Here is a 23713-nt window from a genome sequence, read left to right on the forward strand (position 1 = left end):
TTGACCGTGCACAGGGAGCCAGACCAGCAAGATCGAACAAGAGTGGAGTGAACGAAGTGAGTGAATCGACCAAGCTTGACCTTTTGTATCTCAGCGAGCCGGACATGATCACAGCGGGGGTTCGAGACATGTCCAGATGCATCGACACGATGGAGGAGGTCATGGGGCTGCTTCATGACGGTGACTACCGCATGGGCGGCTCGGATCACAATTCCCACGGCATGATGATCACCTTCCCTGATCATCCACTCTTTCCCGCCATGCCGCATAATGCGGCGGATCGACGTTTCATGGCCATGCCTGCCTACATCGGCGGCCGTTTCGATGTCGCTGGAGTGAAGTGGTATGGGTCAAACACGGAGAATCGTGAGAAGGGCCTGCCCCGTTCGATTCATCTCGTCGTACTGAACGACAAAGATACCGGCGCTCCCATCGCTGTCATGGCAGGAAACCTGGTGAGCGCCTATCGAACGGGTGCCATCCCGGGGCTGGGCGCGAAGCTGCTGGCACGGGAGGATGCACACGTGCTCGCGGTGATCGGCCCCGGCGTCATGAACCGCACGGCGGTAGAAGCGTTCGTCTCCGCACGACCAGGAATCGACACTCTGCGCATCCATGGGCGGCGACGGGTCACATCAGAGCGGTTCGAGCAGTATGTGCGGGAGCAGTTCCCCTCCATCGTCACGATCGAGATCTGCGACACGATCGAAGAAGCCGTGCGCGGTGCGGACATCATCAGCTCGGCGACAACCGGTGCGCGGGGCTCTGAGAACTATCCGTATATCGCCGAGGAGTGGATCAAACCCGGTGCTCTGCTGACTGTGCCTGCGAACCTGCGGCTCGACGAGGACTTCCTCATCGAACGAGCGCACAAGTTCGTCGATCACATGGGGCTCTACAAATCCTGGGCGAGTGAGTATGACGTCCCGAAACTCCATGAGTTCATCGGCATCATCGGCACTCACTTCATCGATCTCATCAATGAAGAGGCGATTCCGGAAGCAGCGGTGACCAGTTTGGGGCAGGTGGTTCGCGGAGATCGTCCGGGACGCACCTCGGACGACGAGATCATCGTGCTCAGCATCGGCGGTATGCCGGTGGAAGACATGGCTTGGGGCGTCGAGCTGTACAGGACTGCCGTCGAACAGGGAATCGGTGTGCGGCTGCCGTTCTGGGACCAGCCGGCGTTGAGCTGAGCCGAGACAGCCTCGGAAGAAAGTCGAAGGAGAGAGCAGATGACTGAACAGAGCGAAGCCAGTGACATCGATGCCGACGTCGTCGTCGTCGGGCTGGGCACGATGGGGTCGATGGCACTCTGGCGAATCGCCAGAAGGCGCAATCTGCGCGTCGTGGGAGTCGAGCAGTATGGTCTGGTTCACAGTCACGGTTCGTTCACGGGTGAGTCACGCGTCTTTCGCACGGCCTATCATGAGGGCACCCGCTATGTTCCTCTCCTTCTAAGTGCCCGAGACATCTGGCACGAGCTCGAAGCCGACAGCGGCCGACAGCTGCTGCTCGAGGTGGGCACGCTGACCATCGGGCATGCAGGAGAACCGGCGGTCGAGAACGTCTTGGCGAGCATCCGCGAGTATGAGCTACCGCACCAGGTGTTCGACGCAAAGGAGCTGCGCAGCTCCTATCCTCAGCATTCCGTCGGAGACGACGCCATGGGGGTGCTCGACCTCTACGGGGGCGGCATGCGGCCCGAACTCAGCGTGTTCAGCGCAATCGAGAGTGCCGCGGCCAATGGTGCGACAGTGCTGGACCATGAAACGGTTCTCAACGTCGAAGCCGATGGCAGCGGTGTTGTCGTCACTACCGAGCGGCGAGTGATTCGCGCGAAACGCGCCGTCATCGCCCAGGGATCGTGGGCGCGGAGGCTGAACCCGGACCTGGCCGCAGTTCTTACCGTGCAGCCGCTCCCGTTGACCTGGTTCATGCCGCACCACCTCGAGCTGTTCACTCCCGATCGTTTCCCCGCTTTCATCCGCGACGAAGGCCCGGTGCACTTTTTCGGAGCACCCTCACTCGATGGCTACTCGGTCAAGGTCACCCCGAGAAGATTCCACGACCCGGTTGCAGATGTGGATGAGGTGCCGAAGACGATCTCTGCGGAGAAGCTCAGTGAGATCGGCCATCTCGCACAGGAGTTCTTTCCCGACCTCAACCCTGAACCGGTGCACTGGAGCGTTCACCACGATGCGTTCACGGCTGACAAGGTGCCCGTCATCGACGCGGGGCTCGACGGGCGTGTGCTCACACTCGCCGGGTTCTCGGGGCATGGGTTCAAGCTGGCTCCGGGCGTCGGGGAGATCGCTGCGCAGTTCGTCAACGATGAGGAGTCCCCGCTGCTTGCCTCTGACTACTCGCTGGCTGCTCATCTGAGGTGATCACCGGCCCGTGGAAGCGGGGCGTCCGGTCTACGAGGGAAGAGCTGCGTGGTCGTGGGCGGAAAGAAGAGGTGAGGCGATGAAGCGTGTTGTGCTGGCGACACGTCTGCCTCTTCAGCGTGCGCAAGAGATTCTTCAGTACCGTCTGAGCGGCATTGCCACCGTGCTCCGCAGCGCAGAGCCAGAGAGTCTCTCTGAGGTGACCGCGGTGATCGCCGAGCCGGACATCACTCTGCGGGCAGAGCAGCTGCAGCACATCGACGGCCTGAGACACATCGTCATTCCGTCGGCAGGCACGGACAACGTGGACCTGCAGGCGGCCCACAGCTTGGGCATCGACGTGTGTGAAGTGCGTGAGCTGGTGCGCCGAGACGCCTCGGATCATACCTTGGCGCTGATCCTCGCCGTCGTCAGAGACGTGCGCACCGGCCAGTTTGCGGCCGCTCACGGACAGTGGGACGTTACCTTGACCCATCCCCGCCAGGTTCAGGGCACCCGTCTGGGCCTGGTCGGGTTCGGTACGGTGGCTGAGGCTGTGGCACGTGGCGCGATCGCGTTGGGGATGGAAGTGCGCGCGCACAATCGGCGCGGTCTCAGCGTAGATGCGGCTGCGCGGGGAGTGAGGCTGGCCCCAGACCTGCGTTCACTGCTGGCCTGGGCAGACGTGATCTCTGTGCACGTTCCTTTGACACCGGCCACGAAAGGACTCATCGGCATGCGCGAGCTGTCGGCCATGAGACCGGGGTCTGCGATTGTGAACATCGCGCGTGGAGCCATCATTGACTCACGAGCACTGCGTCAGGCTCTCGACTCCGGGCATCTGCGCACCGCTGCGCTCGACGTCATGGACCCTGAGCCGCCGCCAGCCGACCATCCACTGCTGCATCACGCCCAGGTGCTGGTCACCCCGCATATGGCTTGGTATTCGCCGATATCCGTTCTGGCCACTTACGAGCGCGTCGGAGACGAACTCCGAAACATCCTGACACGCGGCGCCGACGAACGGTTACACGGCTGAAACGCTGCAATGAAAGGCTTCACAAGTGACGTGGTGATCGGTCTGATCGCCACTCGCCCGAACAGGAGGAAACCATGTCCATTCTTGTCGCATACCGTAACTCTTCGGCAGGCAGAGACGCTCTGCAACTCGGTATCAGATTGGCGCTGAGCGCCGGCACCAGCCTCGATATTGTCACTGTGGTGCGACCAGGCACGAAGGCCGCGACCTTTGCCGCAGGAACCGCTCACTCGAGCGACTCGAGCGACCCGCGCCGATGGCTGGAGAGCGCGCAGAAACTCGTGCAGGCCAAAGTGGAGGTTCATACGCACCTGTCGCTCCATGAATCCGAAGCCCGTGGAATTCTCGATACCGCCCACGAGCTGGGGTCGCGGATCATTGTGCTTGGTACCGCATCAGGGGCGCTGCTGGGACGATTCTCGTTGGGCAGTGTGAGTAATGTGCTGCTGCACAGTGCAGACGTGGCGATCGCCCTGGCCCCTGACAGCGCCCGGGAGATCTCGCAAGGTCAACCGCTCTCTCGCGTCTCAGTGGCGATCGGCGACATCGGTGGCAACCGGACCATGTTCGAGACCGCCCACTACCTCGCGTCGCGCAAACACATTCCCGTTCGCCTGCTCACCTTGGCCACCTCTGACGGCGGACGCGAAGAAGAGGAGAAGGCCCGCACCGCAGCCATCAAGGTGCTGAAGACCACGGCTGCGCGTCATGCTGCCGACACCGGGCCGATCACGACTCAGGTCGAGGTGGCGGGCAGGCTTGACAGGGCTGTCGAACAGGTCTTTTGGGACGACAAAGAGGTCGTGCTCATCGGCTCGGCGCGCATCGCTCGTCAGCGTACGACCTTCCTGGGGTCGACTGCCGCCAAACTTGTCCGACAGCTCACCGTTCCCATGGTCGTTGTTCCACGTGACGACCAAATGCCGGCAGAGGGCTAGTCTTCCCGCCCCGGTCATGTCACATTGGGCCGCCTGTGACTCGGCGGCGTGGAAGACGGATCACCGGCACTGCTGAGGTGTCTGTCGGAGGACCAGCGTGCAGGCTGAGATCCGGGAGAACCCGGAGGGCCCCAAAAGCCAGAGCGATGGCAGACGCGCTGAAGAGCGCTGCAAGAAAGATCGCGCTGGTCGAGCCGAAATGGTCGACCATGTAACCGCCGGCCGCACTGCCTATTGCGATTCCGCTCAGCATTGCGCTGCCCATCCACCCGACCGCCTCAGCCGCATCCGCTGGGCGCAGGCTCGATGAGATTGTGTTGTGCATGACGGCCAGCGCCGGGGCCGCACCGAGACCCGCAACGGCCATGCAGGCGCCGAGCCACCAAGGGTCGCCTGAGAGCGTGGCGATGATCAGCGCGACGAATGTGGGAATCTGCCGCACCGCAAGCGAGCGTCGATGCATCTGGAATGAAACGCTGATGGTGCCCGCGATGACCGAGGCGACGGCGAAGGCGGCGAGTACGAGACCAGCGAACGCCGGAGTGGCCGCGAACGTCGCGACCACTCCGGTCTGAGCCGCACCGTAGCTCGCGTTGAACAGGATCGACGACAGAACGGCGATCAGCACCGGCCACTTCAGCAGGACGCCACCGAGGCCATGTCGGGAACTGGCGAGTCTGAATGTCTTCGTCAAGGGGAAACCGGCGATGAGAAGCCCCCCGACGAGGCCGGTCAGGCCAAGTGTGAGAAATGCCGCAGAGGTGCCGATCAGGGGAAGCAGCACTGTCGCGATGATCGGGCCGACGGCCCAGACGACCTCCTGTGTGATTGAATCCAGCGAGAACACCTGCGCACTCATCCCGGGAGGAGTGAGCTGTGGGTAGAAGCTTCGAACAGCAGGCAGGATCGGAGGGGTGAAGAGGCCGATGACGACAGAAACTGCGAACAGAGCCGGGGGAGACGGTGGTAAGACTCCGAATAGGGCTATGGCAGCTGAGTCGACGACGACGGTGATCAGAAGTATGATGCGCATTCCGAAAACGGAGAGCATTCTGCCCAGAAGCGGGCCGGAGGCCGCCGCTGCGACAGAGAATACCGCCACGACGAGACCGGCGGCCGCGTAACTGCCGAGCACGATTTCGGAATGGACCAAAAGCAGAATGCTCAGGGCGCCCTGCGGCAGCCGTGAGAGGCACTGCGAGCCCATGAGTCGAACGATATGAGGGATGCGGCAGACCTCGACCAGCGTTGACAACAGGCCTCCTGACGATGTGACAGAGAACACGAGGTGTACCCGGTCTGCATCGACATGTGACGAGACCGCGTAGAGAGGAGACTAAACGCAGATTGTTTCTCAGAGGAGTCGGGGCTGAATCGATCTCACGACGGCAGGCGAGACGACCATGATCTCTCGGTTCCGCCGTCGGCGTTCATTCTTGCCTGTCTGAGATTTCTCCCGGGCACGTCGGATGTGCGTTCCTCAGTCGTGCGCGCGAAAGTGTGCCGGACGCAATAGAGGTCCAGGTGAGGCTGACATCCATCGACTGCTTCGACGAAGCAGTCGTCCGCTTGAGGGATCCCGTCTCGGAGGAGGGGAACTGAATCTGTTACAGCACCGTCATGCTGGTGGCACATAAGACGGCTGAACAATCGATAGTCTTCGAGACGATACGCGGTGGCAGGGCAATTAGCTGGGCAAACAGATGTGCCACACCCTCCGCGATGACGTTTCGACGGAAAGCGTGGAGACCATGGCAGGCACAGAAGCGGCATATCAGGCATTTCCAGGAGGGCCGCTCGATGTGAATCGTGACTTCTACGATGCAGTCGCCGACGAGAGCGGCCGCGAGCTCGCCGACGACTTCGAGATCGAGGTCAGATCGGCTCGAGCTTGGCCTGTGAACTCTGGGCAGGTCTGCAGAATCCTTCAGACGGATGGTCCCCAGGTCGGCGATCTCAACGTCTGGAATCGGCACGATCCGCGAGAGCGTCTGTGGGCGGCTCGCACCCGCCAGCTGCAGCGAGCGACTGTTACCACCTACGATCACCTGTGGTCGACTCTTCCCTCGCTGCGACCACTGCTGACGTTCACCTCGGACACGCTCGCCGACCACCCAGAGGCACTGGTCATCCACGATCTGTTGGGAACCCGATGCGATCCCTACGTCAATCGCATGCTCTCCGGCTACGACTTCGATTATCACTGCCACTCGAATCTGACTCGAGCGGTGCAGCCGTTCGGACTCACGGAGTACGACGTGCACGATGTGCTGAATGTGTTTCAGTGTGCAGGGCTGAACGACGACACGCAGTATTTCATGAAGGACTGTCCAGCGCGCGAGGGTGACTACCTGGAGTTCTTCGCTGAGATCGACCTGCTCTGCGCCTTGTCATGCTGTCCGGGCGGCGATCTGTCACTGGCAATGTGGGGGCCGGATGCCGCGAGCACGGAAGAACAGCTGCAGCACTGCCACCGACTTCGTGTACAGGTCTTCGACGTCGACCCCGGGCGGCTGGCCGGATGGGCGCCGCCGCAGCCATCGCGGTACCGTGGGCAGAACGGGCGACACGGTCTGCACGCCACACCCTTCCGACAGCTGCCGCCCGATCAGCAACGCGGCGGGGCATGAAGGTCGTTCCTCCAGCGGCCGGGTGCGTCGATCGCGGCACGATGGCCAACGGGCTCAGCGCTGAGGAGTAACTGAGGCAGGTCGAGCAGGCAGCAGCATCGCCGCGAGGAGAGCAGCGATTGCGCACAGTGCGATGATGCCGATGCCGACACCGGGCCAGTCGAACACCTCGAAGGCGCGCCCGAGCATCCACCCGAAGACGCTGTTGCCGATGTAGAAGACGAGCTGATATATGGCGGTGGCCTGTGATCTGCAGGGCCCCGCCATCAGCGATGTCATGGCCGACGTCACCGGGCTCGTGACGAAGTATCCGGCGGTGAAGACGGCGACGCCGAGCACGATGATCGTCAACGGGCCTGCCAATGTGAGTGCGGCGCCCACTGACATCAGTGCGATACCCGAGTAGAGCAGGCGGCGGTGCCCTAGGCGTCCTGCGGCGGCGCCGGACCAGCGCGCGGTGAACGTTCCGACGAGATACACGGTGAAGACCATGCTTGTGACGGCCGTACTCAGACCGTACGGTGCCGCCTGCAGATGATAGCCGAGAAAGCTGAACAACGAGATGAACGACCCCATCAGCAGGAACGGCTGCGCATACGCGCCCCACAATGAGGGAGTGGTGAGTGCAGTGGTGAAGCGCTGCCAGGCAGACGGCAGGTTATCGGGTCGCCGCCCCTCGTGACGCAGACGGGACGGCAGGTATCCGTGCGGTGCCGGAACGGCGATGACGAACACGGTGCACGCGACGACGCACAGAGCCGCAACCGTCATCAGTCCCAGCTGCCACCCGAAATGCTCGGCGACGAGGCCGGCGACGAGTCGCCCGAGAAGCCCACCGATGCTGTTGCCAGACACGAACGCGCCAGCTGCTGCTGTCACTCGCCGGGCTGGCAGCTCATCCGTGATGTAGGTGATCGCGATGGCCGGTATCGCCGCGAGTGCCAGTCCTTCGATCAGACGTGAACCGAGGATCAGCGGCAGGGAGTGCAGAAACGGTGTGATCAACCCGATCACCGCTGCCGAGACTGCAGAGATCTTCATCACTCGGACGCGACCCCATCGGTCGGCTGCGAATGCCCAGGGGAGGACCCCCGCTGCGATGCCGGTCGTGGCCATAGAAATAGTCAGAGCTGCGCGCGACGGGTCGATCCCGAAGTCTGCGGAGATCTCTGGCAGCACTGACTGCACACCGTATAGCTGCGCGAAGGTGGCGAATCCTGCGGCGAACAGCGCAAAGACGATGCGTCGAAACAGCGCATCGTTCGCCGCTGGATCGTTCGCTGCGTCAGACATGGTTCTCCAGAGAGACAGGTTCGGCGGGGAGTGAGGCCCCGACCCACTGTAAGCACACCATGTTTCCATCGGGTGCCAATGTGGCGTGTGCTGGTATGACGGTCGCTGCCAAATCGAAGAGTCGTTAGCCCGAACAAGCAGTCAGCAGTCAGGGAGGGCACTATGGAAGGGCAGCCGCCTAGGCGCTTGACAGTCAGCAATGAGGCCATCGTCACCAGTCGCGGCAGTAAGTCTAGCATCGACGCCCATAGTCTGGACTGTATAGAGTGGCTCTTCACCGATCTCGGCGGTGGATGCGATCATCACCGCATTCGGTGAGGTTGCGTTCAAACCGGTGCTGGAACTCACGCGTGAGGACTTCATCCAGGCCTCGCACAGGAGACGCTCGCGCAGCTCGACGTGCTGAGCCTCGCCACTCCACACATCAGCGATGGGGGATCAATCGCGCTGACCACTGGCATGCTGGCGCGAGAGGTCGTTCCTGCCGCCTCGGCCTTGGCGGGGCGCTCGAGTTGTTTGTCCTAACGGCCGCGAAGGGCATTGACCAATGTGGTGAGCCCGAGCGTGCTTGACTCTACCTCGGAGAACTTCGACACCTTCCCGGACTCGTCCCGGTGGTCGCCGTGTGTGCCGGGTTCGCACTCAAACGCGCGGCCGACGGAGTGCGGACCGGGCAGATCTACCGTCTCGACTGAAGCTCACAACCCCAAGCTGGGCACAAACCTGTGACGGCGGATACCGCGGTGCGAAAACAAACGATCGATTACCGGTATTGCTTGACGGCCAGACAGACGAGCGACCGCCGAGTTCTAATGCGAGACGAGTCTCGATCGCAAGGAGTCAATGTGGTGACTTGCGGCATCCGACGCACGCGCAGGGTCATGATCGAGGATTGCTGCAAGTATTGCGTGGTGCTCTTTGATTGACGACTGCTGGCGCGCGGCAGTCAAATACGGGCTCTGTCGACTGACTGTGATGATTTCAGTGACTCGATCCAAGAGTGAGACTAACATCGGATTGTGGCTGTAGACGGCGATGGTGCGGTGAAAGAGTTGGTCTAAGATAGCGAACTGGCTTGGGCTGAGGCCAGTGTCTGACATGCGTTGCTCAAGTCGAGCGAGATGGCGAAGATCGACTTCAGACGCTCGGTCGGCGGCTAACGCTGCCACTGGGGGCTCAACACAGGCACGCACCTCCAGTGCTTGCCATAAGGGGGCATCTGTTCCCCCTAAGCCGTCCGTAAGTGCTACTTCATGGGGGTGCGCCGCGGGGCCTTGGACAATGGTTCCCCGACCGCGGCGTCGGTCTATGAGTCCACGCACTTCGAGCTTTCGCAGAGCGTCTCGTAAAGTCGAGCGGGATACACCAAGCTCCCGCGCGAGAACTGTTTCTGGGGGCAGTTTGGTATCTGGGGCGAGTTTTCCTCCAATGATCGCTTCCTCCATGGACAGGGCGATCTCATCCGGCTTCAAAGCTTGTGGTGACTCGTTACCTCTGTCTGTATGGAAGTCCACTTGGTTCCCCTCGTTGCTCCAGAAGTAAATACTGCAAGCTTATTAGTCCGACTAAGAAGGTGCTCGGTAAAACCTAGTTCGGTAACAACCTTGTAATAGTCGCGCTATTCTCTTGAAATCCCGCTGAGAGCACACTTGCTGCAATTTAGATGACATCTAAAAGTCGGACTAAGTCAGCTGCTTCGTGACCCTTGATTACTACCCGGATAAGCCAGGTATTTGCGGATAACGAGCACAGAGGAGATCGGGAGAAGAACGGTGGAAGCGTCATGAAGTTTGACTGGACATATTTTTGGAAAGCGCTCTTTTCGCCGAGTGAGGCATTTCTTAACGGGTTCTATCTGACTATTGGAATCTCGGTTGCCTCAATGGTGTGCGCGCTGGTTCTTGGCCTTGTGATCGCTCTGTTCGGACGAGCCCGTTGGCGATTGCTTAACTGGTTGGCAGCAGGGTACGTCTGGCTAATTAGAGGGACACCACTGCTCGTGCAACTGGTCATCATCTATATGGGCTTTGCTGTTGCAGGCATTTACACCTTTCAAGACACCGCATTCTTTGGTATCCAGCTCAAGGCCGCTGTGCAGGCTGCAATTGTGGGGATGACTATCCACGAAGCGGCCTATATCTCTGAGATTATTCGTGCTGGCTTGGGTGCGGTTCCCCCTGGGCAGTTCGAGGCTGCCAAGACTCTTGGGATGTCCGCACCCAGTGCCATGCGTTGGATCATTCTGCCCCAAGCACTTCGGACTATGGTGCCTCCGCTTGGCAACATTTTCAACGGCCTTATGAAGAGTACCTCGGTATTGAGCATTATCGGCGTGAGCGAGATGTTCCTCGTAGCTCAGTCCATCAGTTCAGCAACGTTTAAGACATTTGAGATTTTCATAGTGGCCGCGATTTACTACCTGCTGCTAACGACAGTGTGGACATTTATTCAGAATGCGATCGAGCGGGCACTGGATCACCAGATTGGGCTGGAGACTCGACGGAACATGATCGACATGCTGTTCCGAAGAAGAGGCAGAGGTGCTTTGCGTGAGGGTGAGATGAGGGAAGCCGTATGAGTGCACAGTCGATGACACAACCGGTGGTGAAAATTGAGCACATCAAGAAGTATCGTGGCGGAAAACTTGTACTTGATGATGTGAGCCTCAGCGTCAGAGCGGGTGAGGTGGTCGTTCTCTTAGGGGCGTCCGGGGCTGGGAAGACCTCGCTGCTGCGAACGATCAACCAACTCGATCCAATCGATAGTGGAAATATCGAAGTCGGGGGCCCGATGGTCGGGTACCGAAAAACCAAGTCTGGTCGTCTCATCCCTGTCGAGAACCGAGAGCTGAAATTGCAACGGCGTGAAATCGGGTTCGTGTTCCAGCATTTTAATTTGTTTCCGCATATGACCGTTTTGGAGAACATCTGGCATGCACCCGTGCGTGTTCGGAGACAGGACCGAGCGAGCTCTATCCAGGAAGCCAGAGACCTCCTCGCTCAGGTAGGGCTTTCTGACAAAGCGGATGCCCATCCAAATAATCTATCTGGAGGTCAGCAGCAACGAGTTGCAATAGCCAGAGCTCTGGCCATGCATCCCACGGTCATGCTTTTTGACGAGCCAACGAGCGCTTTGGACCCTGAAATGACGAGGGAAGTCCTCGAGGTTATGAAATCTCTAGCTCGTAAAAATATGTCCATGATTATCGTGACACATGAAATGGCCTTTGCCCGTGAGGCTGCCGATCGGATCGTGGTTATGGACGCAGGGCGAATTATCGAGAGCGGATCGCCACAGCAGGTTTTTGACAATCCTGTGCAAGAGCGTACTCGAGAATTCTTCGCAAAGACTATGGACTGAATGGAGCTACAGGTGATTTATCAGGGAGCAATCGCGACTGCGCATGATTCCGCAACGAAAGCGGGTGCTGAAACGTACAAACGGGGAGGGAATGCCGTCGATGCCGCTCTAGCTGCTGCGCTAGCGCTGGCGGTCGTATACCCGCACAATACATCGATTGGTGGGGATGCGGTCATCATTGTCAGAACGCCCGAAGGTGAGGTGCGTTGCATTAACGCGACCGGATGGGCCTCTAAGAACATCGACTTGGACGCACTCACTTCGCGCTATGGCCAGTGTCTGCCAGACCGAGGGATCGATACCATCACTCTGCCCGGAGCGATCAGAGGATTTGAATCGCTTCACCAAATCGGTGCTCAACTCCCTTGGGAAGCACACTTCGACGAGGCTGTCCACCTTGCGCTCCATGGCTCTACTGTTGGACGATCACTGGCAAGTGCCATTGCGGCATTCCCCTGGCAGGATTCGGGGAGCACGAGTCTTCAACAGCTCTTCCTTCCTAATGGAGCGCCCCTTCGTGAGGGAGATCGCTTCGTACAGCCGGAACTGGCAGCCACACTGGACACCATTGCGCATAAGGGGGCTGATTCCTTCTACCAAGGATCAGTGATGCAAGATGTCGTGAGTGGCCTGCAGGCAATGGGAAGCGTGCTGGAAGAAAGTGACTTCACTGACTATTGCGTCGAGCTCGTCGCACCGATTTCTACCGCTATCGGCGATCTGACCGTGCTGACCAGTCCTCCAAATACTCAAGGCTTTTCACTCATAAAGTATCTTAATACGCTTAAGGCCGAGCGAGTCAGCTTGGCCGAGGGGTTACACAATCGCGCAGATCTGTTTGCGTCATGCTTCTTTGAATCCAATCGTCTGCGCGATTCAGAGTTAGCAGATCCACATTTCTCCGTTCAGGACACCGAGTATTTTTGCTCTCCGCTGGGGGCGCAGAGATCTGCCCTACCGCAGCAGATCGGTGACGGAGATACTGTAGGGATCGCCGCGGCAGACTCAGATGGATGGGCTGTCTCTCTCATCTTCTCCGTGTTCAAATCTTTTGGCGCCGGGATACGTGACAGTCGAACCGGTGTGCTATTTCAAGACCGTGGAACTGCTTTCAGCCTGTCCTCGTTATCTCCTAACGTGATCGCAGCGAGAAAACGTCCGCGACACACATTGATGCCGGTGCTGGTTCTAGACGATAAAGATGAACTGGCGTGGGTCCAGGCGACGATGGGCGGGTCAGGGCAACCACAGATCCATGCGCAACTTCTGAGCCATATCTCTTGCGGTGCAACGCTGTCTGAGGCTTTAGCCGCTCCGCGGATGAACGTGGGAGCTCGTGGCATTGCAGATGCCCTGAACACCGTTTATGTAGAGCGTTCAGTGTCGGCCTTACCTCGTCAGGCTTTGTCGAAATGGGCTTTGCGTGAGGTTCCTGATCTTACGGACTGGATGGGGCACGCCAATATCGTACGTGTTGCCGGCTCAATGCTTGAAGCAGCTGCAGACCCTCGCTCGGATGGGGCAGGCATGGTCGTGAGGCTGAATCGATGAAGTGGCGAGTGCAGGCCTCATCAAGTGAAGGGAAGTGGAGACGCGAGGTCATCGGGCTCTTGGGGCTCACTGCCTGTACGGGGGTACTCGATGCCGTCAGCTACTTGGCACTCGACGGAGTCTTCACTGGCAACATGACAGGAAACGTTCTGGTCGTCGGGTTCTCCCTAGGAGGTAGCCAAGGGTCGACCCTCATTTCTGGGGTGACCGTTCTTCTGACATTTGTTCTGGGAGCGTTTGCATCCGGTAGCGCGTTGCGTGCGGCAAAGAATGCTCAACGTTGCGCCTATCGCCAGCTTCTGCTCGGAGGCGTCCTCATGGCGATTGCTGGAGTGGTGATGCTCATGACGACTCGCTCTCAGTATTTGGATATGGCCTTTGCGGCGACTCTTGCTGTGGTTATGGGAGTTCAAGGAGCAGCAGTGAGAACCCTTGGCAATAAGAACATCACGACGATCGTGGTCACATCGACATTGGTTCGTTTAGGTGCTGAAGGTATGGCTGCTGTACTGCGGAAACCTCGGGACTTCGCTGAACAGCTCGGAGCCGTTTTAGCTATGGGGATTGGGGCGCTGGTGGGGGCAGTATCAGTTCAGCACATACTACCGGGCATTACGGTTCTCATCACCGGGTTGGTCTATCTATTCGTCACTGTGTTCTTGAAGAAAGTCTTCATTCTCCCCAAACAAACGGGTGGCGTATGAACACCGCCCACAACGAAAGGAACAGCAAGATGCAAATGAAATTCTCTCGCAGAATGGGTACTGCAGTGGCGTTGGCGTTCTTCGCTTCCGCGGCGCTGAGTGCCTGTAGCTCTTCAACGGGCGAGACAGAGACAAGCCCCTCGAAAGAGCCGGTCGTTACTACTCCCACGATCATCAGCGACGGTAAGCTGACAGTTTGTGCGTCGTTCTCGAACCCGCCGGACAATTTCAAGAATGACTCCAATGAACCTGACGGGGCTGAGATTGACATTGCAAAAGCAATTGCAGGTGAGATGGGGTTGGCAGTTGACTATAAGCAGTATTCGTTTTCCGGTCTCATACCTGCACTTCAGGCATCCCAGTGCGACGTGATCATGTCGTCTTTGTACATCAAACCTGAACGTGAAGAGGTAGTGGATTTCGTGCCTTACCTGCAGTCGGGGTCAGCTGTGATGGTTTCAGCGGCGAACGCTCAGGGCGTGACGGGATACAATGACACGCTCTGTGGGCGGAAGGTGGCTGCAGCGAACGGGTCGACCGGGGCGTCCAACGCTCAGACTCAGTCTGGTGCATGTGAGGCTGGGGGGAAGAGCGCTATTGATCTGACCTTGACGGAGAATACCACGGATGCCCTCCATCAGCTGCAAGCTGGTCAGGTCGACGCGGTGTTGTCGACGACTGAACTCGTTGACTATTACGCGAAGAAGACGGAGGGAGAACTGGAGCGCGCTGGTGACTCTTTCTCGCCCATCACAATCGGTGCAGCAACCCAGAAGGGGAGCGCTGAGCTGCACGATGCGCTCTCAACGGCTTTCAAATCGATTGTGGAGAGCGGTGAGTATGGATCGATTCTCGATGAGTGGGGTCTTTCTGAGACTGCTGTTCACCCTAGCTAATCAACAGGGAAACAGTGATGCGCTGATTCCTGATGCGGCTGTGAAGGTTCGTTCAAAGTGACGCTGAAAGAGTTCGCGTACTTTGGGGCCTTCACAGCCCTAAGCTGGGCACGAACCCGTGACGACGGCCATCGTTGTCGATGAGGTGGCCGGCACGCTTGGCGAAACGGGTCGACAACCACCGATCGAGGATGCGGGTGCCGGGGAAACGCTGGATAAGCTGTGCCTCGAGCAGATCGACAGCCGAGAGATCCTGCACCCACATGTGTACATAAAGGTTGGCCTGACCGACCATCGATACGCATTCGCGAACGGTGCGCGACTGCCGTCTGAGAAAGGCTCCGATCTTGTCGAGCTGGTTCTGATCCGCCTCGATCCAGAGCGTTGAGAGGAGTTTGTATCCGATGACGTGCTGGTTGAAATCAAGCCGGAACGAGAGCAGGCCGGATGCCTCCAACCTGTGAAGAGTGCGGCTGACGCCGGAGATCGAGCGCCCAGTGGCATCCGCAATCTGCGCCATCGAGAGCCTGCCGTCGGCGGCGAGCACCTTGACGATCTGGCGTTCGAACGGTGACGGCTGCCGTCTGCCGGAACCGGGATCTGGTGCATGCTGGTTTGTGCGCATCGTGAGGATGGCCTGCTCCTGATCAGCAGTCAGGGCGTTCAGCCGCCAGTCACCCGGCTGTACGTAGAAGCGGCGCAGAGGGTTCGTCACGGTCTTCACGACCCCGTCAATTCGTCCCAGCTGTTCTCGGACGATACGGTCGAGCTCGGCCCAAGACGGAGTGGTGACGGTCAGAAGCAGGTCGCGCGAGCCTGTTGTGCATTCAACGGTCCATACGCATGGAATGCGGCTCAGTGCTGAGATCACAGAGTCCTGGTACCCGGCCTCGCAGGTCACTTCGACATAGGCTGTGGAACCGTACGGCTGTGAGTAGTACCAGTCGGCACGATACCCGGGCTGGCACGCGATCCAGGCCTCACCGGCGTCGTTGAGACGCCGCCAACGTCGGGACAGCGTCGAAGAGTCGACTCCGAGGACGCCGGACAGCTGTGCCCACGGTGCTCGAGGTGTCAGCTGCAGTGCGTGCAGAATCTGCAGTTGCTCCAGCCCCTTGGAAGAATCATGCAACTGAATTGCCATAAATCAATTATCCAGCAATGAAACAGGCCGGTAACAGGAGATCGTGATTATCGGTATGAGCGTGTTTGGGTACCGCGAACGGCCGAGAGGCCACTCCGGGTAAAAGCAGTTCTCGCAGGTGACGTGATGGCGCAGCCAGCGTCGGGGGATGCCCGCTCACGTGGGCACGCCTGGTGCCGAGGAAGAAGAATGGAGAGCATACGCATGAGCGAAAACATGAGGGCAGGACGCAAGCGGTGGTCGAAGACGCGCTGGACGGTCTCGGCTGCAGCATGTCTGGCAGTGGTCTCAGCCGCAGCGCTCACTGGCTGCAGCTCAGACAGCGGCAGCACGGTGGCCGAGGGGTGCACACCTGCCCACGACGGGCTGACGACGACGACATCAGGAAAACTGTCGGTCGCCGTGGTCGATGCGCCGCCGTACAGCTCGAATGTCACGGGCGGCGGAGCCGAGGGGCTTGAAGTCGAGATTCTCAAGAAGCTCGCCGAAGTCGAGTGCTTGGACATCGCCTACTCGGCGTCTTCATTCGCTGGTGCCGTGCCGCTGATCACTCAGCAGAAGAGCGTGGACATCGCGGCTGGCGCATTCTACCCGACAGCCAAGCGCAACGAAGTGGCTGACTTCGTCGGGCCTCTGTACTACGACAACATGTCGATCGCCACCCGCAGCGGAGCGAAGAAGGTCTCAGACCTTGAATCCCTGGGGTCGATCGGAACTGTGGACGGGTTCCTGTGGACTGACGACCTTCGCACCGTGCTTGGGGACAAGATCCGCACGTATGCAAGCTCGACCGAACTCAGTCAGGACATGCTGAACGGTCGGCTCGATGCCGCAGTCGACTCAGTTGCGACATCGCAGCTGTACTACAAGGATCAGAGCGACATCTCGGTAGAGGTCGCCGAGCCAGATCCGAGAGTCGCTGTCACTGAGAACACGCCGCAGGTGATCTTCCCGGTGTCGAAAGACAACGCGGCGCTTCGTGACGCGCTGATCGCGGATGTCGCGAAGATGCGCGATGACGGCACTATGGCAGATCTCATCAAGTCGTCAGGATTCGATGCCTCGGCGAACATTCCAGCAACTGATTCCACGCTTCGCGTCATCAGCTGAGAGTAGATTCATTGGGTGCAGTCGCCGGAAAAGAGGAGAGGCGGCTGCACCGGATGCCACTGACCGCACCGTCGGTGAACCATGGCGGCTGCGGGCCAAACTGTGAGCAGAATTATGAGTCGGGCTGTGAGCAAGGAGTATCAGTGAAGCGAGTGGTGGTCTTCGGCGGACATGGGCATGTCGGCCGAGCAGCGGTTGAGGCACTCCAAAGTGATCATGAGGTAATCGTCGTCGGTCGCAGAACCGATCCGGGGGCTGACGCCAGAGACCCTCAGAGCGTTACGGCGCTCTTCGGTCGGCTGAGCAGGGTTGACGCGGTCGTCGTGGCCCTGGGCGACGTGCCTTTCAAGCCTGTCGTTGAACTCACCGGAGACGACTACCAGCAGGCTTTCGCCGGGAAGGTGCTGCCGCAGGCAAGCATTGTGCGCGCTGCGATGGAGCATCTCGCCGATGGGGGATCGATCACCCTGACAACCGGAATTCTCGCTCGACAGGCGATTGCGGCGGGTGCCGCGGCAGCAATGGCGAATGGAGCTCTCGAGTCGTTCGTCATCGCAGCGGCTCCGGAGATGCCGCGTGGAATTCGGCTTAACGCGGTCAGCCCCACCGTGCTGGAATCGGCTCCCGAATACTTTGACTCGTTTCCCGGCTTTGTCCCGGTTTCAGATGCAACGGTCGGGCAGGCGTTCAAAAAGTCAGTCGACGGAGTGCAGACCGGGCAGATCTACCGCATCGACTAACCGGCTGGCGTGGCGCCGAGCCGTGCTGCACCTGGGTATGGCTGTCCTCCCGGTGCGAACCGAGCGAGGGCTGCCGGCCTGCTGACAGTACAGTCGCAGGCCGGCAGCCGCTTTGCCAGATTGCTGCGCGTCAGCGCTTCGGCACCCCCAGCTCGCCTGTCACATACTGTGCACGCCCGAACCCGAAGGTCCAGTCATTGGGCGTGTTCTCGAAGTAGCCGAGAAAGATGTCTTCGCCTGCCACCCCGACGGCCGCGAGGTTCTCGGCGATCTTCGCGTAGAGTGCCTGCTTCGCCTCCGGAGTGCGGCCACCCTGCGTGAACACGTGAATCATCACGACGCCGTCGCTTCGCTCGAAGCCCAACCCGGCATCTTCGGCGATGATCTCGCCCGGCTCGTGCTTCGTGATGATCTGGAACCGGTCACGCACCGGGATCTTGTAGACGTCGACGATGGCGCTGTGGATGCTGTCGGCGATGGCGCGCACGCTGGCGTCGTCGCGGGTCTTGTTCACGTCGATTCTGACGAGGGGCATGTTGGGGATTCTCTTTCTCTGTGTTCGAACGGATGCGGAATTACGTGAGTGGTGTGCGGCCCGCAGACGTCAGGGGAGGTGCGCCTGCGGGCCGCGGCTTGAGACGTGTGGCGAATCGTCGGCCACACGCACGGGTCGGAGGTCAGGCCTGAGCGGCCTGGTCGGCGATCGACAGGGTCTCGTCGATGATGTCGAGGCCCTTCTTCAGCTCGTCGGCGCTGATGATCAGGGGAGGCGCGATGTGCACGCGATTGCCGTGCACGACCGGCCACAGGCCCTTTGCGATCGCAGCCTTCTCGATGGCGACCAGCGGGTTGTTCTCGCCGCCGGCCTCGATTGCGGGCAGCGCCTCGCGGGTGGTGCGGTCGCTCACGAGTTCGATCGCTGCGAACAGGCCTTTGACGCGGAACTCGCCGATTGAGGGATGCTTCGCCTGCATCTGCTCGAGCCACGGCACCAGCACGGTGCTCTCGAGCTCGCGCACATGCTCGAGCAGGTGATCGCGTTCGAACACTTCGAAGGTCTTGACGCCGATGGCTGCGCCGAGCGGGTGCCCCGAGTAGGTGAGGCCGCCTGAGTACTTGCGCTCGTCGAACGTCGCGGCGATGGCGCCGTTCATGATCACGCCGCCCAGGGGCGAGTATCCCGAGTTGACGCCCTTGGCGAAGGTGAGCAGATCCGGTGTCACGTCGAAGCCCTGCACGGCGAAGAGGTAGCCGGTGCGGCCGAACCCGACCATGACCTCGTCGGCAATGTACTGGATGCCGTACTTGGTCGCGAGCTCGCGCACCCCCTGCAGATAACCGGGCGGCGGCACCAGCACGCCGTTGGTGCCGACGACAGTCTCGAGGATGACGGCCGCGATGGTGTCGGGGCCCTCAGAGAGGATGGTCTGTTCGAGGTGGGTGAGTGCGCGCTCGGTCTCCTGCTCCGGGGTCTCGGCGTAGAACGCCGAGCGGTAGGCGAAGGGACCCCAGAAATGCACGACCGAGGGGTCGGGAACGACAGGCTGCATCGTGCGGCGGCCCTCGCCCGTGAGTGCGATGGCTGTGCCGGTCGCCCCGTGGTAGCTGCGGTAGCTGGCCAGCACCTTGCTGCGGCCGGTGAACTCGCGGGCCAGTCGAACGGCGTTCTCGTTGGCGTCTGCTCCGGCGTTGGTGAAGAACACCTTGCCGTCGTTGATCGGGCCGTTCTGCACGATGAGGCGAGCCAGTTCGCTGCGTTTGTCGTTGGCGAATCCCGGGGCGATGGTCGCGAGGGTCTGAGCCTGGTCGATGATGGCCTGGATGAGATCGGGATGCTGGTGGCCGAGATTCAGGTTCACCAGCTGTGACGCGAAGTCGAGATATTCGTTGCCGTCGTAATCGCTGAAGTAGACCCCATGCCCGGTCTTCACTGGAATGGGGTGGATCTTCTTCTGCGCCGACCAGGAGTGCAGCACGTAGCGTGCATCCTCTTCGACGACGGTTGCTGCATCGAGCTCAGTCATGAGTGAACCTCTCTGTGTGGTGCATCGCGAGTGGGACAGTGCCTGTGGCGTGTCGGCTGCGCGGGCTGATTGCTGTCAACGATATGAGGCTTGAGGCGTCATGACGCGCATGATTTCGTTCGTCTTGGCGCTGTGATATAGGCGATATGCTGCATGTGGGGTGCTGGCAGGGCGAAAAAGCGCGGCAAGTCACGCCACGACAGCGGGGGTGAGACCCACCTCGGCATATGAAGGCTGGGTTACAGGGTGCCGTCGGATCGCCCGATGCAGCGCTCACGTGCAGTCAGTCAGAGGAGCAACGCATGAATGCCATCACCCTGCGAGGGCTGCTGCAGCGCCAGGATCTCTCGCTGCAGTTGGTGAGCGCGATCACCGACGACGGCAGCGGCGCGCTCGATCACCCGATTCGGTGGGGGTACAGCACCGATCTGCTCGATCCCACCCCCTTCCTGCGAGGCAGCGAACTCATTCTCACCACAGGGCAGCAGCTGCTGTCGGCATCAGACGTCGAGACCGTGACGCGCGACTATGTCGAGCGCATCGCACGGGGCGGAGCGGTCGGTCTCGTGTACACCCTTGAGCACCCTGACCCCCGCTGGGAGGCTGTGCTGCGGCGAAGCTGCGTCGCAGCGGGCATGCCGCTGCTCGAAGCCCCCTTCTCGACCCCCTTCATCAGCATCAGCGAGGCCATCAGCTCCGGGCGTGCGGATCCTGAGCGAGAGAGCCTGCGCAAGGTGCTGCATGCGCAGCACGCCCTCACCCTTGCCTCTCTCGAACGAATGCCCGCACAGGCGCTCGTTCGCGAGCTCGCGCTGCTGCTGGGCTGCTCTGTCTGGCTCTGGGGAGGCGGAGCTCGTCTGCTCGGAGTCGCCCCGGTCGACCCTCCGCCGAGCTGGGTGGCGCCGCTCGTGCGAGATCGGATGCACGATGCCCGGCGTCGCCGCCAGTCGGGACGTGAGGAGCACGACGGTCAGCACCTGATCATCCACATGCTCAACGCGCCCGAAAGCACCGCACCCATCGGGGCTCTCACCCTGCTGTGGGCCGCACAGACAGCAGGGCGGCTCGCCAGGCGACCTTCGCAGCGGCGCAGCGTCGAGGCGAACGATCGTGATGAGCGCATGATCGTCAACACGGCCGTCGCCATGCTGCAGCTGGCGCTGACCAGTCGACCGCCGGGGGGCGTCGATCATGACGAAGTCGTTCAGCTGGGGCTGCGCGCGCTGCTGACTGACGAAGTGAGCACGGGCCGCGCCCTGCTCGAGCGGTCATTCGCCGACGGAGGTCGACTCGACGCGGGTGCGCACCATTGGCAGCTGGTGTGCTCGGGGCGCGCGCTGGCGACACGGGGCGAACCTGCGCTCAGCGTTCGCGACGTCGCAGCAGGTGTCTGGGCGACCTTGGTCGCGACGCCGCTGAACGAAGACCCCGACGACACGCTGCGTCGGCTCGCGCGCGTGAACGTGAACGGGCCGGTCGAGGGCTCAGCCCGGCGGGCTTCGGTGGTGGCGGTCGACCTGCCCGCATTCGGTCCGGCGCAGGTCCATGGCCTGTCGGCGCCGTTCGCCGCCGCACTCTGGCGATACCGGCGGCTGCCTGACGCGGCAGGTGTGATCGAACGTCTCGATGCCGGCCAGACAGCCGTGCTGCGTGCGCTGTCGACTGATGCGGATGCCGCCGCGGTGCTGCGGCGTGTCGCGACGATGGCCGACCCTGCTTTGGCTGCCACGTTCACCGTCTGGTGCGACTGCATGTACGAATGGCAGGCGGCTGCCGACCGGATGGGTGTGCACCGCAACACCGTGGTGCGTCGCGTGCGCGCCTTGGGGGTCGCACTCGGATGCGACCTGGAGCACGACGCCGACGCCTGTCGCGTCACGTGGCTCGCACTTGCGGTGCAGGCCGAGCTCAGCGGCCCTGTGTCGGCAGAGCCTCGAACGTGAGCGAGGCCGAGGCATGCCCGGCCTTGACGACGATCATGACCTGGTCGTCAAGACGTGGCCGGTGCACTGAGATGGTGCCACGATAGGTGCCTTCGCCATCGGCGACGGGGCGAAGCAGATGCCCGTCGGCCCACACTTGGGCAGCCGTATCGGCGGGCAGCCGCACCTCCACCTGCCAGAATCGTGCGTGGCGTGAGATGCTCACCTCGGGCACCACGTCGGCCGCAGATGCGGGCGTTCGACTCGTCGTGCCGACCTCGATCTGGTCGCTCGGGAGGGTCGGGGTGAGGAATGCGGGCTCGCGTCGCCGTGTCGCCTGCTCGTAGGCCCAGGCGGCATCGATCAGATGGTCGTCGCTGTACGCCGCCCCGGCGAAGGTGAGCCCGACAGGCATGCGAATGTCGGCCATGACGCCCATCGGCACGGTGACCGTCGGAATGCCCAGGTGACGAATCACCCGATTGCCGTTGGAATACGCCACGCCGTTTCGTGACGCCGCCTGCAGACTCTCGGGGCGTGTGAACAGGTCGTCTCGGCCCACGTCACCTGCGGCGGGAAACACGACGAAGTCGAGCTCCAGCTGCGCCATCCACGCCTCGAAGTCGTCTTTGCGCGCCTGCTCGAGGCCCTTCAGCAGATGATCGAGCTCGGGCACGTCGTCGTAGCTCTGCGGCAGGCCCTGCTTGACGAACTCGGCGAGTCGCTGCCAGTCGAAGCCGCCGCGCGTGCGAGTGACCCAGAGCGGCACCGGCTCGTCCTCCAACGGGAAGACATCGTCGCCGTCGACATCGGCCCAAGTGCTGAGGTCGGGATCGTCGTTCGTGCGCAGAAAGGCGTCGAGAGCCATCGCCGTCAGGGTGTCGCCCTCGATGGCGCGCCAGCTCGCAGGCACCAGCCCACGTTCCGGCAGCCCGCGAGCTCCCGGACGGTCTTCTTCGTAGTTCGAGACGACCGGAAAGTCGACCTCGACCACCTCGGCGCCGAGGTCGCGCAGATCGTCGGCGGCACGATCCCACAGTGCGCGAACCGAGTCGCGAATCGCCGGAGCATCGGTCGTCGTGTCATCCTCGCCGATGTACAGCTTCGGCACGCCGATGCGCACGCCTCGCAGATCTGTGGGGCGCTCGCGTGCCGACGGGTGGTCGAAGACCTCCTTCGGCGAGGGCAGCGCCACCGCGCTCTGCTGACGCCAGAAGTCGCCCGTCGTATCGGGGTCTTCGACGGCGAGCACATCGAGCAGCAGCAGCAGATCGTGCACCGACCGAGTGTGTGGAACCACGACGTCGCAGGTCGGACGCAGCGGCCAGTTGCCGCGCAGTGACAGCACGCCGCGAGACGGCGTGTACGCCACCAGGGCGTTGTTCGACGCAGGAGAGCGGCCCGACGACACGGTCTCTTCGCCCATGCCGAAGGCGCACATGCTCGAAGCCGTCGCGGTGCCCGAGCCGTTCGACGACCCTGAGCCGTAGGCTGCGGTCAGGTACTCGGGATGGTAGGGGCTGCGTGCGTAGTCGTAGACCCCGGGCTGGATGCCTCCGGCCGCCATCGGCGGCATGTTCGTCTTGCCGAGAAGCACCGCACCGGCCGCTCGCAGCTGTGCGACCGAGGCGGCATCCTCAGTCGCGATCAGATCTGCCAGTGCCGGACTGCCAGAGGCGACAGTCAGCCCTTTCGCTTTGTAGCTGTCTTTGATCGTGAAGGGGATGCCTTCGAGGGGCCCTGCGATCCCCTCGCTTCGGCGGCGGTCTGATGCCTCCGCCTCGGCGAGGCAGTTCGGGTTGAGCACTGGAACGGCGTGCAGACACGGGCCGGTGCGGTCGTAGTAGGCGATGCGATTGAGATAGGCGCAGACCAGATCGACGCTGCTCACCTCCCCACTGCTCAGCGCGGCGAGCAGTTCGGCGATGCTTTTCTCAACGATGTCGAAACGGGTCATGATCGTGTGCCTTTCAACGATGGGTGGTGGTGAGGT

General features: G+C 61.2%; 20 protein-coding genes. 13 read left to right on the forward strand and 7 right to left on the reverse strand.

All coding sequences use genetic code 11. The annotated features are described in order from the left end of the window. The first annotated feature begins 56 nt into the window (after positions 1-56). The 4 genes from F8O07_RS02260 to F8O07_RS02275 all read left to right on the forward strand — a co-directional run bounded on the left by F8O07_RS02260 (position 57) and on the right by F8O07_RS02275 (position 4346). Positions 57-1196, forward strand: a complete 1140-nt coding sequence (locus tag F8O07_RS02260; protein ID WP_158030543.1) for a tyramine oxidase subunit B — start codon at positions 57-59, stop codon at positions 1194-1196. Between the two features lie 39 nt (positions 1197-1235). After that, on the forward strand, positions 1236-2390 hold the full coding sequence (solA, locus tag F8O07_RS02265) for an N-methyl-L-tryptophan oxidase (protein ID WP_158030544.1): 1155 nt from the start codon (positions 1236-1238) through the stop codon (positions 2388-2390). Between the two features lie 79 nt (positions 2391-2469). After that, positions 2470-3408: an NAD(P)-dependent oxidoreductase gene (locus F8O07_RS02270; RefSeq protein WP_158030545.1), complete on the forward strand. Its 939-nt coding sequence runs from the start codon at positions 2470-2472 to the stop codon at positions 3406-3408. Positions 3409-3482: 74 nt separating this feature from the next. After that, positions 3483-4346, forward strand: a complete 864-nt coding sequence (locus tag F8O07_RS02275; protein ID WP_158030546.1) for a universal stress protein — start codon at positions 3483-3485, stop codon at positions 4344-4346. 19 nt (positions 4347-4365) lie between these two features. Here F8O07_RS02275 and F8O07_RS02280 read toward each other — a convergent pair whose 3' ends face one another. Continuing rightward, a complete protein-coding gene (locus F8O07_RS02280; protein WP_225733243.1) occupies positions 4366-5553 on the reverse strand; it encodes an MFS transporter in 1188 nt (395 codons plus the stop codon). A gap of 544 nt (positions 5554-6097) precedes the next feature. Here F8O07_RS02280 and F8O07_RS02285 point away from each other — a divergent pair. Then, complete coding sequence (locus F8O07_RS02285; protein WP_158030548.1) at positions 6098-6976, forward strand: urea carboxylase-associated family protein; 879 nt, start codon at positions 6098-6100, stop codon at positions 6974-6976. 54 nt (positions 6977-7030) lie between these two features. Here F8O07_RS02285 and F8O07_RS02290 read toward each other — a convergent pair whose 3' ends face one another. Together F8O07_RS02290 and F8O07_RS10825 are read right to left on the reverse strand one after the other, a co-directional pair. Then, the gene (locus F8O07_RS02290; protein WP_192496595.1) at positions 7031-8269 is read right to left on the reverse strand and encodes an MFS transporter; all 1239 of its coding nucleotides are present in this window, start codon (positions 8267-8269) and stop codon (positions 7031-7033) included. A gap of 809 nt (positions 8270-9078) precedes the next feature. Next, positions 9079-9783 (reverse strand): FadR/GntR family transcriptional regulator, encoded by a 705-nt coding sequence (locus F8O07_RS10825; protein ID WP_158030550.1) that lies wholly within the window; start codon positions 9781-9783, stop codon positions 9079-9081. A 269-nt stretch (positions 9784-10052) separates the two neighbouring features. Here F8O07_RS10825 and F8O07_RS02300 point away from each other — a divergent pair, with 269 nt between their 5' ends. The 5 genes from F8O07_RS02300 to F8O07_RS02320 are packed head-to-tail and all read left to right on the forward strand — an operon-like array spanning position 10053 to position 14780. Next, entirely contained in the window at positions 10053-10847 is a 795-nt protein-coding gene (locus F8O07_RS02300) for an amino acid ABC transporter permease (RefSeq protein ID WP_158030551.1), read from the forward strand. Continuing rightward, positions 10844-11629, forward strand: coding sequence for an amino acid ABC transporter ATP-binding protein (locus F8O07_RS02305; RefSeq protein ID WP_318655750.1), 786 nt, complete (start codon positions 10844-10846; stop codon positions 11627-11629). The genes F8O07_RS02300 and F8O07_RS02305 overlap by 4 nt, the downstream gene beginning before the upstream one ends. Further along, a complete protein-coding gene (locus F8O07_RS02310; RefSeq protein WP_158030552.1) occupies positions 11630-13180 on the forward strand; it encodes a gamma-glutamyltransferase in 1551 nt (516 codons plus the stop codon). It begins immediately after the preceding gene. Then, positions 13177-13884, forward strand: coding sequence for a YoaK family protein (locus tag F8O07_RS02315; RefSeq protein WP_158030553.1), 708 nt, complete (start codon positions 13177-13179; stop codon positions 13882-13884). The genes F8O07_RS02310 and F8O07_RS02315 overlap by 4 nt, the downstream gene beginning before the upstream one ends. Next, on the forward strand, positions 13881-14780 hold the full coding sequence (locus F8O07_RS02320) for an ABC transporter substrate-binding protein (protein WP_158030554.1): 900 nt from the start codon (positions 13881-13883) through the stop codon (positions 14778-14780). The genes F8O07_RS02315 and F8O07_RS02320 overlap by 4 nt, the downstream gene beginning before the upstream one ends. 91 nt (positions 14781-14871) lie before the next feature. Here F8O07_RS02320 and F8O07_RS02325 read toward each other — a convergent pair whose 3' ends face one another. Then, positions 14872-15924 carry an Lrp/AsnC family transcriptional regulator gene (locus tag F8O07_RS02325; protein WP_158030555.1) on the reverse strand — a complete coding sequence of 351 codons (1053 nt, stop codon included), beginning with the start codon at positions 15922-15924 and terminating at the stop codon, positions 14872-14874. Positions 15925-16128: 204 nt separating this feature from the next. On the opposite strand from F8O07_RS02325, the gene F8O07_RS02330 reads away from it, so the two are divergent. Both F8O07_RS02330 and F8O07_RS02335 read left to right on the forward strand, forming a co-directional pair. Then, on the forward strand, positions 16129-17034 hold the full coding sequence (locus F8O07_RS02330; protein ID WP_192496596.1) for a substrate-binding periplasmic protein: 906 nt from the start codon (positions 16129-16131) through the stop codon (positions 17032-17034). A gap of 143 nt (positions 17035-17177) precedes the next feature. Further along, complete coding sequence (locus F8O07_RS02335; RefSeq protein WP_225733137.1) at positions 17178-17774, forward strand: short chain dehydrogenase; 597 nt, start codon at positions 17178-17180, stop codon at positions 17772-17774. A gap of 130 nt (positions 17775-17904) precedes the next feature. Here the strand turns inward: F8O07_RS02335 and F8O07_RS02340 are convergent, their stop codons facing one another. Next, positions 17905-18309 (reverse strand): tautomerase family protein, encoded by a 405-nt coding sequence (locus tag F8O07_RS02340; RefSeq protein WP_158030558.1) that lies wholly within the window; start codon positions 18307-18309, stop codon positions 17905-17907. Positions 18310-18451: 142 nt separating this feature from the next. Next, positions 18452-19798 carry an aminotransferase class III-fold pyridoxal phosphate-dependent enzyme gene (locus tag F8O07_RS02345; RefSeq protein WP_158030559.1) on the reverse strand — a complete coding sequence of 449 codons (1347 nt, stop codon included), beginning with the start codon at positions 19796-19798 and terminating at the stop codon, positions 18452-18454. Between the two features lie 302 nt (positions 19799-20100). Between F8O07_RS02345 and F8O07_RS02350 the strand changes: the two genes are divergently transcribed. Further along, complete coding sequence (locus tag F8O07_RS02350) at positions 20101-21741, forward strand: PucR family transcriptional regulator (protein WP_192496597.1); 1641 nt, start codon at positions 20101-20103, stop codon at positions 21739-21741. On the opposite strand, the gene F8O07_RS02355 is transcribed toward F8O07_RS02350, so the two are convergent. Continuing rightward, positions 21707-23677: an amidase gene (locus tag F8O07_RS02355; protein ID WP_158030561.1), complete on the reverse strand. Its 1971-nt coding sequence runs from the start codon at positions 23675-23677 to the stop codon at positions 21707-21709. The genes F8O07_RS02350 and F8O07_RS02355 overlap by 35 nt on opposite strands. Positions 23678-23713: the final 36 nt, after the last annotated feature.

This window comes from Pseudoclavibacter sp. CFCC 13796 (assembly GCF_008831185.1).
Lineage (GTDB): Bacteria > Actinomycetota > Actinomycetes > Actinomycetales > Microbacteriaceae > Pseudoclavibacter_A.